Genomic DNA, 11,903 nt, shown 5'->3' with positions numbered 1-11,903 from the left:
CTCATCCTGCCCCATCGGTGAGGTCCGCCGTGGCCCGGGCGTAGTCCGCGGCGAGGGCGTTCAGGTCGGCCCGGTAGTCCACGATGCGGCAGCCCCGGCCGTTGGGCTTGACCCGGATCCCCTCCTCGTCCCAGTGCGGCCGGGCCCGGGCCAGCAGGTCGGCGTGGAAGTCGCCCGCGTGGCTGGTCACCCGCCACCAGGTCACGTTGTCGCCCCAGTGCCGCAGGATCGAGCCGACCTGGCGCGGGCCGATGCCGACGAGCGCGGCGAGGTCGCCGTAGCTCACCACGCGCCCGGGTGGCACCTGCTCGACCGCGCGCAGCACCCGCTCGACCAGCACCTCGTCCACCGGGGGCACGCTACCGGGGCGGGGGGTGTCGGGGACGAGGCATACCCTGAGGAGCATGAGCGAACTCACGGTCGGGTATGCCGCGATGCTGGAGCAGTTCCACCCCTCCGAGGCGGTGGCGCTCACCGCCGCGGCCGAGGAGCACGGGTTCTCCGGCTGCATGGCCGCCGACCACTTCGCCCCGTGGGTGCCGCAGCAGGGCCAGTCGGCCTTCGTCTGGAACGTCCTCACCGCCGTCGGGGAGCGCACCGCCGGCGACCTCGGCCCCGGCGTCGTCTGCCCCAGCTTCCGCTGGCACCCGGCCGTCGTCGCGCAGGCCGCCGCCACCCTGGAGTCGATGTATGCCGGGCGCACCTGGCTCGGCGTGGGCGCGGGAGAGGCGCTCAACGAGCACGTGCTCGGCGGCTACTGGCCGGAGGCCGGAGAGCGCTCGCGCCGGATGTTCGAGGCCGTCGACCTCATCACGCAGCTCTTCGAGGCGTCGGTGGCCGGCAAGGACACAAAGTTCGCCGGCGAGTTCTTCCGGATGGAGACCACCCGGCTGTGGACCATGCCGGACGCGCCGCCGCCGATCCTCGTCGCCACGGCCGGCCCGGTCAACGCGAAGAAGACGGGACGGCACGCGGACGGCATCATCACCGTCGGCGCCCCGCCGGAGAAGATCGAGATGCTGCTGGGGAAGTTCGCCGACGGGGCCCGCGAGGCCGGCAAGGACCCCGACACCATGCCCAAGGTCCTGCAGCTGCACCTGTCGTGGGCGCCGACCGACGAGGAGGCGCTGGACAACGCGGTGCGCGAGTGGCCCAACGGCGGGATGAAGTTCGGCAAGGCCGACATCCGCTCACCGCACGACTTCGCCGCGATGGCCCAGCTCGTGCGACCGGAGGACTTCGAGGGCCGGATGGTCATCTCCTCCGACCCGGACGTGCACCGTCAGCACATCCAGAGCCTGCTCGACCTCGGCTTCGACCGGGTCTACCTGCACAACGTCGGGCGCAACCAGCAGGAGTGGCTCGAGGTGTTCGGCCGCGAGGTGCTGCCGCAGCTGCACCGCTGAGGCGCCGGCGGCTGCAGCCCCGTCCGGGACGTGTCGACGCACCCGGTCGGCCCCCCCCGAGCTCGGTCCGGCTCACCCGCCCGGGGTCAGCCCTGGTCGTTGAACGGGTTGTTGTCCCAGTTGTCGTCCTCGCGCTCCTCCTCGTCCCAGCGCTCGGTCTTCTCCCGGGCGATCTCGAGCGCGCGCGAGGCCTCGTCCTCGCTGGCGTAGGGGCCGAGCAGGTCGGCGCTGCGGGCCCGCTGGTCGTCGACCTCGGACTCCACCTGGCCGGTCTTGGTGTTGTACCAGTACTGCATCCGTCGCCTCCGTCTGGCCTCGACTCCGTGCTCCGGTCGTGAGCACGGCACCTAGACTGGACCCTATGCCCACGCTCGCCCCGATCGCCCCCGGACGCGTCAGCCCGCGCCTGCCGGTGCCCGCCTCCATCGACCGCCCGGAGTACGTCGACCGGACGGCTCCGACGCCGTTCCGCGGCTCGGAGGTCAAGGACGCGCAGACCATCGAGGCGATGCGGCACGCCGGGCGGCTGGCGGCCCAGGCGCTGGCGCTCTGCGGCGAGATGGTGCGCCCCGGGGTGACCACCGACGCCATCGACCGGGCGGGCCACGAGTTCCTCCTCGACCACGGGGCCTACCCCTCGACCCTGGGCTACCGCGGGTTCCCCAAGTCGCTGTGCACCTCCGTCAACGAGGTCATCTGCCACGGCATCCCGGACGACCGGGAGCTGCGCGAGGGTGACATCTGCAACATCGACATCACGGCATACATCGGCGGGGTGCACGGCGACAACAACGCGACGTTCCTGTGCGGGGAGGTGGCCGAGGAGACCCGGCTCCTGGTCGAGCGGACGCAGGAGGCGCTGGCGCGCGCCATCCGCGCGGCGCGGCCGGGGCGCGAGGTCAACGTCATCGGCCGGGTCATCGAGAGCTATGCCGGCCGGTTCGGCTACGGCGTCGTCCGCGACTACACCGGGCACGGCGTCGGTGAGGCCTTCCACTCCGGGCTGGTGATCCCCCACTACGACGCGGCCCCGGACCACGACACCCTCATCGAGCCCGGGATGACCTTCACCATCGAGCCGATGCTCAACCTCGGCACTCCCGAGTGGACGGAGTGGGAGGACGGCTGGACGATCCTCACCGCGGACGGCCGGCCCTCGGCCCAGTTCGAGCACACGCTGCTCATCACCGACGACGGCGCCGAGATCCTCACCCTCCCCTGACCCCGGCGCCGGTCCCCGAACCGCGCCGACCCGCAGCACGGCATACTCGGTGCTCCGTCACCACGTGGGAGGAAGCATGGGCAAGAAGCACGACGTCCTCGGGATCGACATCGGCGGCAGCGGCATCAAGGGGGCTCCGGTCGACCTCGAGGCCGGCGAGTTCGCCACCGACCGCCAGCGCATCCCGACGCCGGAGGAGTCGACGCCGGACGCCGTGGCGGAGGTGGTGGCCGAGATCGTCGAGAAGTTCGACGGCGACCTCGACAAGCACGCCCCGCTCGGCATCACCGTGCCCGCCGTCGTGCACCACGGCACCGTCCGGACGGCCGCCAACATCGACCCGTCCTGGATCGGCACCGACGCCGACCACCTCTTCAGCAAGGCGGTGGGCCGCCGGGTGCACGTCATGAACGACGCCGACGCGGCCGGGGTCGCGGAGATGCACTACGGCGCCGGCCGCGGCAACGACGGCGTGGTCCTGCTCACCACCCTCGGCACCGGGATCGGGACCGCCCTGTTCATGGACGGCGAGCTGCTGCCGAACACCGAGCTGGGGCACCTGGAGCTGGACGGTCACGACGCCGAGACCCGCGCCGCCAGCAGCGCCCGGGAGGACGAGGACCTCTCCTGGGAGGAGTGGGCCGAGCGGCTGCAGCGCTACTACTCCCACGTCGAGGACCTGCTGTGGCCCGACCTCATCATCGTGGGCGGGGGCGTGTCGAAGAAGGCGGACAAGTACCTCCCGCTCCTGCACACCCGGGCCCCCATCGTCCCCGCCATGCTCAAGAACGACGCCGGCATCATCGGCGCCGCCTGGCAGGCCGTGCACCTGGGCTGACCCGGGTCGCCGGGGTATGCCCCTCCTTCCACCCATCTCTCAGCCGGATGGTCAACCGTCGGCCGGTTCGTCAGCTTTCGGCCTCGTCGAGGGGGCTGTTGGTTGACGTGCCGGACGAAAGTCCCGTCGCCAACCACGGTTGTCCACAGGTGCCGACCGTACGCCCCTGACTCCCCGCGGAACCTGCCAGCCTGACGGTCATGACACCGGCTCTGGAGGGCTTCCTCCACACCCATCACTTCGCCATCACCACGGCCGAGGCGGCCTCCATCGGTATCTCGCGCGAGGTGCTGCGACTGCTCGTCGCCCGCAAGGTCCTGACCCGGGTGGGCCGGGGGGCCTACGTGCAGACCAGTGCGCTGGACCGTGAGGCGCACGACGCCGGGCGGCATGTGCTGCGGGTCCACGCGCTCGTGCGCAGCCGGCCCGAGGACTGGGCCGCCAGCCACCTGTCGGCGGCGTTGCTGTGGGGGCTGCCGGTGCCTCAGGTGCCCCTCGACCGGCTGCACGTGTGCCACGCCCGTCCGGTCGGGACCAGCCGCAGGCGCTCCGACTACAGCGTGCACCTGTGCCCGGGCGAGCAGCGGATCACCAGGCTGGAGGGCCTGCCGGTCGTCGCGGCCACGACGGCCGTGGTCGGGACCGCTCTGCAGGTGCCGCACGGGCCGGCCGTGGCAGCGATGGACGCCGCCCTGCACCGCGGGCTCGTCTCCCCCGCCGACCTCCTGGAACAGCTCGACACCCGGGCGCACGTCCCCGGCATCCTCGGGGCCAGGCTGGCTGTCGCGCGGGCCGACGGCCGCAGCGAGTCCCCGGGTGAGTCGCTGCTGCGGCTCATCCTTCTCGACCTGGGTCTGACGGTCATCCCGCAGCACGTCGTGCGCGACGGGGACGTCGTCGTGGCCCGGGTCGACTTCTACCTGCCCGAGCTGGGGGTGGTCCTGGAGTTCGACGGGCGGCTGAAGTACGCCGGACACGAGGGCCGGCAGGCCCTGGCCGCCGAGAAGCACCGCGAGGACCGGATCCGGGCCCTCGGCTACGGGGTCGGCCGGCTCACCTGGGACTGCCTCACGCAGCCCGCCGTGGTGTCCGGGGTGGTCGCGCGGGCCGCTCGCAGCGCCAGCCCGCACCTCATCGCCGCCCGGGCCTCCTGAGCACCCGGGCCTCCTGAATACCCGGGCCTCCTGAGCACCCGGCGCGGGCGGGGGCTCGGCCGGCCGTCCATCAGCCGCCACGTCAACCCTCGTCCTCGTGGTCATCTCTCGTCCCCCTCGACGGGGCCGAAGGTTGACCCGGAGGACGAGAGATGACGAACCGGCCGACAGTGGGGGCCCGGCCGACGCTCCAGGCCAGGAGGTATGCCGGAGACGGGACCGTGGCGGCCGCGGCCTCACCAGGAGGTATGCCGTGGCCGCGGCCTCACCAGGAGGTATGCCGTGGCCGCCCCTCGTCGTAGCCGGCGGCGCCCTGCAGGCCCACGACGGCACGGGTGTGGAACTCCCCGATGGTGCGCGCCCCCGCATAGGTGAAGGCCGAGCGGACCCCGGAGACGATCTGGTCGATGAGGTCCTCCACCCCGGGCCGGGCCGGGTCGACGAACATCCGGCCCGAGGAGATGCCCTCCTCGAAGAGGGCGGCCCGGGCGCGGTCGAAGGCCGACATCTCCCGGGTGCGGTTCCGGACCGCGCGCGCGGACGCCATACCGAAGGACTCCTTGTAGAGCCGGCCGTCGGCGTCGCGGATGAGGTCACCGGGCGACTCCAGCGTCCCGGCGAACCACGAGCCCACCATGACCGAGCCGGCGCCGGACGCGAGGGCCAGGGCGACGTCCCGGGGGTACTTCACGCCGCCGTCGGCCCAGACGTGGGCGCCGACCTCGCGGGCGGCGTCCGCGCACTCGAGCACCGCGGAGAACTGCGGCCGACCCACGCCGGTCATCATCCGGGTCGTGCACATCGCCCCGGGGCCGACCCCGACCTTGACGATGTCGGCCCCTGCCTCGACCAGCTCGAGGGTGCCGGCGCGGGAGACGACGTTGCCCGCGGCGATGACCACCCGTACGCCGGTAGCGGCCTCGTGGTCGTCGCGCGCCCGGACCACGGCCGGGAGGACGTCGATCATCTTGTCCTGGTGACCGTGGGCGGTGTCGACGACGAGCACGTCCGCGCCGGCGGCCAGCAGCTCGCCCGCCCGCCCGGCGACGTCGCCGTTGATGCCGACGGCCGCACCGACCCGGAGCCGGCCCGAGGCGTCCAGGGCGGGCGCGTAGATCCCGGACCGCAGGATCCCGGTGCGGGTCAGCACGCCGGCCAGGTGCCCGTCGACGACGACGGGGGCCATCCCGGCACGCGTCTCCTCCAGCAGGTCGAAGGCCGCGCGCAGCTCGACGCCCTCCTCGAGCACGACCCGCGGGGGCTGCATGACGTCCCGGACCGAGGAGAACCGGTCGACGCCCTCGGTGTCGGACTCCAGCACGATGCCGACCGGGGAGCCGTCCTCGACGACGACCGCGGCCTGGTGCGCCCGCTTGGACATCACCGACAGCAGCTGCGCGACGGGGGCGCCGGGCTCGATGGTGATCGGCGTCTCGTAGAGCGGGTGGCTGTCCTTGACCGCCCCGATCGTCGCGCGCACCTGCGGCAGCGGGATGTCCTGCGGCAGGACCGCGATGCCACCCCGGCGGGCCACGGTCTCGGCCATGCGGCGCCCGGCGACCGCGGTCATGTTGGCGACGACGAGCGGCAGCGTGGTGCCCGTGCCGTCGGCGGTCGACAGGTCGACGTCCAGCCTGGAGGTCACCGACGAGCGGGACGGCACCATGAAGACGTCGTTGTAGGTCAGGTCGTGCACCGGCTCGGTGCCGTTGAGGAACTCCACGAGGAGCAAGGCTACGTGGCCACCCCTAGGGTGGCGGTATGCAGATCACCCACCTCGGACATGCCTGCCTCCTCGTCGAGGTCGCCGACCAGCGCATCCTCCTCGACCCAGGGGTGTTCTCCTCCGTCGCAGACGTCACCGACCTCACGGCCGTGGTCGTGACGCACCAGCACCCCGACCACCTGGACCCCGAGCGCACCGGCCCCCTGCTGGTCGCGAACCCGCACGCCCGGGTGCTCATGGAGGCGCAGACCGCGCAGTCGGTCGCCGAGTCCGGGTATGCCGACCGCGTCGAGACGCTGCCGGCCGGCGGGTCGGTGGAACTCGGCTCTGGCGATTCCTCGGGCAGGGTGACGCTGACCGGGGTCGGTGAGAGGCACGCCGACATCCACCCCTACGTCCCGCGGATCGGCAACACCGGCGTGGTGGTCCGGGCCGAGGGCGAGCCGGTGCTCTACCACCCCGGTGACGCCCTGGACGGCGACCCGGGACCCGTCGACCTGCTCGGCGTGCCGGTGAGCGCGCCCTGGGGCAAGGTCGCCGAGGCCATCGCCTTCGTGCGGCGGATCGCCCCCGCCCAGGGGGTCGTCCCGATCCACGACGGGCTGCTCAACGACCGCGGCCGCGGGATGTACCTGCAGCACATCGGTGACTTCGGGGCGGACGGCGGGGTCCCGGTCCACGACCTGCGGGACGCCGGCGCCACGACCTTCCCCCGCTAGCCCGCACCGGACGCGCCGAAGGCCCAGCAGAGCGCTCGGCGTCAGCCGATCCCGGCGGCCCCGAAGGCCAGGCCGAGGAGGTAGGTCGCGACGGCGGCCCCGTAGCCGATGAGCAGCTGGCGCACACCCCGGCCCAGGGGCGAGGCGCCGGACAGCACCCCCACGACGCCGCCGGTCACCAGCAGGGCGATCCCCACGGCGAGCATGGCGACCCCGGCCGCGGCATACCCGGTCAGACCGAGCAGGTAGGGCAGCACCGGGATGAGCGCGCCCGAGGCGAAGAACCCGAAGCTGGCCAGCGCCGCCCCCCAGGGGTTGAGCACGGCGTCCTGCTCGTCGGCGTCGGTCGCGGCGACCGGCACGGCGTCGCGCGGTGCCCGGCCGGCCGCCTCCACCTGGCCCAGGACGCTCGCGGCACGCGACCGCGCCTGGTCACGGTCCAGACCCCGGGCCCGGTAGACCAGCTCCAGCTCGTTGGCCTGCAGGTCGAGGGCGCCCAGGGCGTCCTGGGTGCCCTGGGCGGGCTGGGAGGCGGCGAGCAGCTCGCGGGCCGACCGCACCGAGATGTACTCGCCGGCACCCATGGACAGCGCCCCCGCGAGCAGGCCCGCCATCCCCGCCGCCAGGACGACCGCGCCCGACACACCGGTGCCGGCCATCCCCATGATGAGCGCCAGGTTGGACACCAGCCCGTCGTTCGCGCCGAAGACGGCCGCCCGGAAGTTGCCGGACAGCTGCAGCCGGCCGCGCGCCGCCAGACCCCGCAGGACCTCCTCGTGCACCTGCTCGTCGGCCGCCATGGAGGAGGCCGCGTCGGTCTCGCCGGCGTACTGGTTGTCCGACTTGGACCGCTGGAGCAGCGCGAGCACGAAGACCATGCCGAAGCGCCGGGCCAGCCAGGTCTGCAGCCGGTGGGCGAGCGTGGGGTGGGGCGCGGGGTGCGCTCGCTCCCCCAGCAGCCGCTCCCAGTGCTCGGCGTGCCGTTGCTCGGCGTCCGCCAGCCCGGTGAGGATCGCCCGCTCCTCGCCCTGGCGGCGGGCCGCGAGGTCACGGAAGGCACGCATGTTGGCGTGCTCGTCCGCCAGATGGCGCCGCCAGCGACGCAGGTCGGCCGGCGTGGGTTCCGTCGTCGTCACGTGGGTGGAGTCTACGGCGTGCGTCCCGGACCGCTATCCTGACGGGCGTGGATGAGTCGGCCAGGCGGCCGCGTCGGGCACCTTCGGGTGTCCCGCCGAGGAACGTCCGGGCTCCACAGGGCAAGGTGGTGGCCAACAGCCACCCGGGGTGACCCGCGGGACAGTGCCACAGAGAACAGACCGCCCGCCGCCTCGGCGGTGGGTCAGGGTGAAACGGTGGTGTAAGAGACCACCAGCACGTCAGGTGACTGACGTGGCTCGGTAAACCCCACCTGGAGCAAGACCAGACAGTGCGCGTCCGAGGGCTGCCCGCCCGAGCGCACGGGTAGGTCGCTGGAGGTGTGCGGCAACGCGCACCCGAGATGGATGGTCGCCACCCTCCGCGGTGCCGGTGACGGCGCGAGGGGACAGAACCCGGCGTACCGGCCGGCTCATCCACCCCCGCCGGGTGACTCAGAGGTGCAGCGCGCCCGTCGCCAGGTCGACGACGACGAAGATCGCGGTCACCGCCAGCACACCGATGATGAAGGCGGTCAGCATGCCGCCGAAGCTGCCGCGTCGGGTGCTGGCCGGGGTGGTCTGCTTGCTGTCCGTCATACCCTGATCCTGTCATACCGTGCGCGCGTCCAGGAGCGCGGCGACGCGGTTCGCCACCCCGTCCTCGTCGTTGCTGGGCACCACCTCGTCGGCGAGCGCCAGGACCTGCGGGTGGGCGTTGGCGACGGCGTGGGCGCGCCCGGCCCACTCCAGCATCGGTATGTCGTTGAGCATGTCCCCGAACGCCCACACCTCGTGCGGCGCCACGGGTGGGTCCTGCTCGGCGCACCAGGTCAGGAGCGCCAGCGCCTTGGTGACGCCCCGACCGGTGACCTCCCCCAGCTGCACCGCCCCGGAGTCGGCCACCTCGGCACGCTCCCCCACGACCTGTTTGACCCGGGCGCTGATCTGCTCGGTGGACCAGTCGCCGTGGCGCACGAGGATCTTGCCGGCGGGCTCCTGGGCCAGCTGCCCGATGTCGCCGACCAGCCACTGGCCGTCGGTCCGGTCGTTGGCCCGGTGGAAGTGCGGCTCGCGGGCGAAGCCGCGCACCGACTCGGTGGCCAGCGCCGCCCCGGGCAGGGCCTCCTTGAGCTCGGCCAGCAGCGTGCCCACGAGCTCGGCGGGCATGAGTCGGTGGCCGATGATCTCGCGGCGCGACACGTCATAGGTGAAGGCGCCGTTGCCGCACAGCGCCACCGCCTCGACCCCGAGGTCCCCGAGCTCGTCCATCCACCGGGGAGGGCGCGCGGTGACCAGCACGACCCGGACCCCGGAGGACGCGCAGCGGTCCAGCACCGCGCGGGTGCGCCCCGACACCGTGCCGTCCGAGCGCAGCAGCGTGCCGTCGCAGTCGGAGGCGACGACGCGCACCCCGTCGGGCCGCGGCGGGGATGCTCTCATCCGTCCTGCCCCACGATCCGCAGGTCGACCTCGCCCGCCAGGATGTCGGCCCGCTCCACCCGCACCGTGACGGCGCCGCCCAGCCGGGCACTGCCGGTCGCGACGTCGCTGACCGGTGGGTCCAGGAGCTGCACCTGCACCCGGTCGCCGTCGACCCCGTCGACGACGACCGCCTCGAAGTCCTCGCCCACGCGGTCGTGCAGCACGGCCGCCTCGACCGCCGCCAGGCAGCCCCGGTCGACGGCCCGGGCCCGCCGACCGGTCTCCTCCATGACGCCCGGCAGCCCCGGCAGGGCCTCGCGGGCCCAGGCGGGGACCTCGCTCCCGGAGCAGAGCGCCTCGCAGACCGCCAGCCCGAACCGGTCGACCAGGCGACGCAGCGGCGCCGTCACGTGCGCATAGGGCGCCGCCACGGCGGCCTGGACGCGGTCCTTCTCCGGCGGCAGCTCGCCGTCGAAGGCGGTGTAGCCCGCTCCGCGGAAGAGGAACGTCGCGGCGTTGACGATCGCCAGGTGCCGTGTGTCCGCCCGGTCGAGCGTGCGGAGGAACTCGCCGTACGGCATACCGTCCGGCCAGTGGGCGCCGAGTGCCTCGACCTCGCGGCGGAAGCGCGCCACCGCCCCCTCCCCGGGCTCCGGCATGGTCCGCAGGATGCCGACCCCACCCTCGAGCATCATCCGGGCGGCGACCATCCCGGTGAGCAGCGAGATCTGCGCGTTCCAGTCCTCGGCGGCCAGCAGCGGGCGCAGGCGCAACGTGTAGTCGCCCCCCTCCTCGTCACCGGTCCCCACCTCCTGCTCCGGCATCGGCAGGCTCGCGCCCCCGCGGGCGATCTCTCGGGCGGCGCGCAGCTCCCCCACCTCCTTGAGCAGCACCAGGGTCTGCTCCGCCTCCCCGCCGTCGACGAGCTCCTGCACCTGCTCGTAGGTGTAGCGGCGCCGGGAGCGCACCATCGCCCGGTAGACCTCCGCGCTGTGCCGCGTGCCGTCGGCGGTGAGCCGGATGTCCCAGACGTATGCCGGGCGCACGGCGTCGGGGAGCAGGCTCGCCGCCTCCTCGCTGAGCGCCGGCGGGTGCAGCGGCACGCGGGCGTCCGGGCAGTAGATCGTCTGCCCACGCAACCGCGTCTCCGCGTCGAGCGCACCCCCCTCGGCCAGGAACGCGGGGACGTCGGCGATGGCGTAGCGGACCCGGAAGCCCGACCCGTCGCGCTCCAGGTGCATGGCCTGGTCGAGGTCCATGGAGCCGGGCGGGTCGACGGTGATGAGCTCCACCCCGGTCTCGTCGCGACCGGGCAGGTCCGGGGCGGCGACCCCCTGCTCGACCTCGGCCAGCGCCGCGTCCGGGAAGGTCTGGCGCACCTCGAGGTCGTCGCGGACCTGCTGGAACGCCCGGGCCAGCAGCCGGCCGGTCTCGGACGCGGTCGGGTCGCAGGCCAGGCTCGTCGCACGCTCCACCATGAGACCCACCCTACGTCGAGGCACCGACACCTGACCTACGCTGACGCGGTGCTCATCCTGCTCCCGCCGTCCGAGTCCAAGCAGACCCGCACCCGCGGCTCGGCGCTGCGCCCGGAGTCCCTCTCGGCCCCCGAGCTGACGTCGGCACGGGACCGCGTGGCCACGGCGTTGGCACAGGTCAGTGGCGGCCCGGACGCCGCGACGGCGCTCGGGGTCAGCCCGAACCTCACGGCCGAGATCGCCAGGAACACCCGGTTGCGCACCGCGCCGACGCTCCCGGCCCGCGAGCTCTACTCAGGCGTGCTCTACGAGGCGCTGGACCTGGCCTCCCTGGACCCCGGCGCGGGGCGGCGGGCCACGTCGCGGCTGCGGGTGGTCTCCGCGCTCTACGGCGTGGTGCGGATGACCGACCGGCTCGCGCCCTACCGCCTGTCGATGGGCGTCAACCTCCCCGGGGTCGGTCCGCTCGCGGGCTTCTGGCGGGAGCACCTGGACCCGGTGCTCGCCGGGGCGGCCGGGCGCGGGCTGGTCGTGGACTGCCGCTCCAGCACGTATGCCGCGGCCTGGGCCCCCGCCGCGACCTCCGACCTGGCCCGGCGCTGGGTGCAGGTGCGGGTGCCCGGCGCCACCCACATGGCCAAGCACACCCGGGGCCTGGTCGCGCGGGCGCTCTGCCAGAACCCGTCCGACCCGAGGAACCCGCGAGCCCTGACCGAGCTGCTCGGCGGCGCCTTCGACGTCGAGCTGCACGAGCCTCGGCGGCCCGGCTCACCCTGGGTCCTCGACGCCCTGCCCTCCTGAG

At 73.6% G+C, this 11,903-nt stretch carries 13 protein-coding genes and 1 other RNA gene; 7 read left to right on the top strand and 7 right to left on the bottom strand.

Annotated features, from left to right (window positions below):
- Position 1 precedes the first annotated feature (1 nt).
- A complete protein-coding gene (locus tag Q0795_RS07000; protein ID WP_298888238.1) occupies positions 2–349 on the bottom strand; it encodes an MGMT family protein in 348 nt (115 codons plus the stop codon).
- Positions 350–404: 55 nt separating this feature from the next.
- On the opposite strand from Q0795_RS07000, the gene Q0795_RS06995 reads away from it, so the two are divergent.
- Positions 405–1,406 (top strand): TIGR03557 family F420-dependent LLM class oxidoreductase, encoded by a 1,002-nt coding sequence (locus Q0795_RS06995; protein WP_298888236.1) that lies wholly within the window; start codon positions 405–407, stop codon positions 1,404–1,406.
- A gap of 86 nt (positions 1,407–1,492) precedes the next feature.
- Here the strand turns inward: Q0795_RS06995 and Q0795_RS06990 are convergent, their stop codons facing one another.
- The gene (locus Q0795_RS06990) at positions 1,493–1,702 is read right to left on the bottom strand and encodes a methionine aminopeptidase (protein ID WP_298888234.1); all 210 of its coding nucleotides are present in this window, start codon (positions 1,700–1,702) and stop codon (positions 1,493–1,495) included.
- A gap of 65 nt (positions 1,703–1,767) precedes the next feature.
- Between Q0795_RS06990 and map the strand changes: the two genes are divergently transcribed.
- The 3 genes from map to Q0795_RS06975 all read left to right on the top strand — a co-directional run bounded on the left by map (position 1,768) and on the right by Q0795_RS06975 (position 4,620).
- Positions 1,768–2,628, top strand: coding sequence for a type I methionyl aminopeptidase (map, locus tag Q0795_RS06985; protein WP_298888233.1), 861 nt, complete (start codon positions 1,768–1,770; stop codon positions 2,626–2,628).
- A 76-nt stretch (positions 2,629–2,704) separates the two neighbouring features.
- Complete coding sequence (gene ppgK / locus Q0795_RS06980; protein ID WP_298888231.1) at positions 2,705–3,466, top strand: polyphosphate--glucose phosphotransferase; 762 nt, start codon at positions 2,705–2,707, stop codon at positions 3,464–3,466.
- 200 nt (positions 3,467–3,666) lie between these two features.
- Positions 3,667–4,620 (top strand): type IV toxin-antitoxin system AbiEi family antitoxin domain-containing protein, encoded by a 954-nt coding sequence (locus Q0795_RS06975; protein WP_298888228.1) that lies wholly within the window; start codon positions 3,667–3,669, stop codon positions 4,618–4,620.
- Between the two features lie 265 nt (positions 4,621–4,885).
- Here the strand turns inward: Q0795_RS06975 and Q0795_RS06970 are convergent, their stop codons facing one another.
- Positions 4,886–6,343 carry a GuaB1 family IMP dehydrogenase-related protein gene (locus Q0795_RS06970; protein WP_298888226.1) on the bottom strand — a complete coding sequence of 486 codons (1,458 nt, stop codon included), beginning with the start codon at positions 6,341–6,343 and terminating at the stop codon, positions 4,886–4,888.
- A 38-nt stretch (positions 6,344–6,381) separates the two neighbouring features.
- On the opposite strand from Q0795_RS06970, the gene Q0795_RS06965 reads away from it, so the two are divergent.
- Positions 6,382–7,065: an MBL fold metallo-hydrolase gene (locus Q0795_RS06965; RefSeq protein ID WP_298888224.1), complete on the top strand. Its 684-nt coding sequence runs from the start codon at positions 6,382–6,384 to the stop codon at positions 7,063–7,065.
- 41 nt (positions 7,066–7,106) lie between these two features.
- On the opposite strand, the gene Q0795_RS06960 is transcribed toward Q0795_RS06965, so the two are convergent.
- A complete protein-coding gene (locus Q0795_RS06960; protein ID WP_298888222.1) occupies positions 7,107–8,201 on the bottom strand; it encodes a VIT1/CCC1 family protein in 1,095 nt (364 codons plus the stop codon).
- A 52-nt stretch (positions 8,202–8,253) separates the two neighbouring features.
- Between Q0795_RS06960 and rnpB the strand changes: the two genes are divergently transcribed.
- Positions 8,254–8,639: RNase P RNA component class A (gene rnpB / locus Q0795_RS06955), an RNA gene on the top strand.
- 15 nt (positions 8,640–8,654) lie between these two features.
- Here the strand turns inward: rnpB and Q0795_RS06950 are convergent.
- Genes Q0795_RS06950 through Q0795_RS06940 form a run of 3 tightly spaced genes read right to left on the bottom strand, consistent with a single transcriptional unit; the run spans position 8,655 to position 11,101 of the window.
- Positions 8,655–8,798: a hypothetical protein gene (locus Q0795_RS06950; protein WP_298888220.1), complete on the bottom strand. Its 144-nt coding sequence runs from the start codon at positions 8,796–8,798 to the stop codon at positions 8,655–8,657.
- A gap of 12 nt (positions 8,799–8,810) precedes the next feature.
- Positions 8,811–9,641 (bottom strand): HAD family hydrolase, encoded by an 831-nt coding sequence (locus Q0795_RS06945; RefSeq protein WP_298888218.1) that lies wholly within the window; start codon positions 9,639–9,641, stop codon positions 8,811–8,813.
- Positions 9,638–11,101, bottom strand: coding sequence for an RNB domain-containing ribonuclease (locus Q0795_RS06940; RefSeq protein WP_298888217.1), 1,464 nt, complete (start codon positions 11,099–11,101; stop codon positions 9,638–9,640). The genes Q0795_RS06945 and Q0795_RS06940 overlap by 4 nt, the downstream gene beginning before the upstream one ends.
- Before the next feature lie 48 nt (positions 11,102–11,149).
- On the opposite strand from Q0795_RS06940, the gene Q0795_RS06935 reads away from it, so the two are divergent.
- On the top strand, positions 11,150–11,902 hold the full coding sequence (locus Q0795_RS06935; protein WP_298888216.1) for a peroxide stress protein YaaA: 753 nt from the start codon (positions 11,150–11,152) through the stop codon (positions 11,900–11,902).
- Position 11,903 lies beyond the last annotated feature (1 nt).

It is taken from the genome of uncultured Serinicoccus sp., assembly GCF_947487915.1.
In the GTDB taxonomy this organism is placed as follows: domain Bacteria; phylum Actinomycetota; class Actinomycetes; order Actinomycetales; family Dermatophilaceae; genus Ornithinicoccus.
Note: the sequence above shows the minus strand (reverse complement) of the source record. Positions and strands in the feature narration are given on the sequence as shown.

Excerpts from the sequence above, each read along its gene's own strand:
- Q0795_RS06940 (WP_298888217.1), bottom strand. The coding sequence starts at position 11,101 with ATGGTGGAGCGTGCGACGAGCCTGGCCTGCGACCCGACCGCGTCCGAG.
- Q0795_RS06995 (WP_298888236.1), top strand. The coding sequence starts at position 405 with ATGAGCGAACTCACGGTCGGGTATGCCGCGATGCTGGAGCAGTTCCAC.
- Q0795_RS06950 (WP_298888220.1), bottom strand. The coding sequence starts at position 8,798 with ATGACGGACAGCAAGCAGACCACCCCGGCCAGCACCCGACGCGGCAGC.
- Q0795_RS06990 (WP_298888234.1), bottom strand. The coding sequence starts at position 1,702 with ATGCAGTACTGGTACAACACCAAGACCGGCCAGGTGGAGTCCGAGGTC.
- ppgK (WP_298888231.1), top strand. The coding sequence starts at position 2,705 with ATGGGCAAGAAGCACGACGTCCTCGGGATCGACATCGGCGGCAGCGGC.
- map (WP_298888233.1), top strand. The coding sequence starts at position 1,768 with ATGCCCACGCTCGCCCCGATCGCCCCCGGACGCGTCAGCCCGCGCCTG.
- Q0795_RS06975 (WP_298888228.1), top strand. The coding sequence starts at position 3,667 with ATGACACCGGCTCTGGAGGGCTTCCTCCACACCCATCACTTCGCCATC.
- Q0795_RS06965 (WP_298888224.1), top strand. The coding sequence starts at position 6,382 with ATGCAGATCACCCACCTCGGACATGCCTGCCTCCTCGTCGAGGTCGCC.
- Q0795_RS06945 (WP_298888218.1), bottom strand. The coding sequence starts at position 9,641 with ATGAGAGCATCCCCGCCGCGGCCCGACGGGGTGCGCGTCGTCGCCTCC.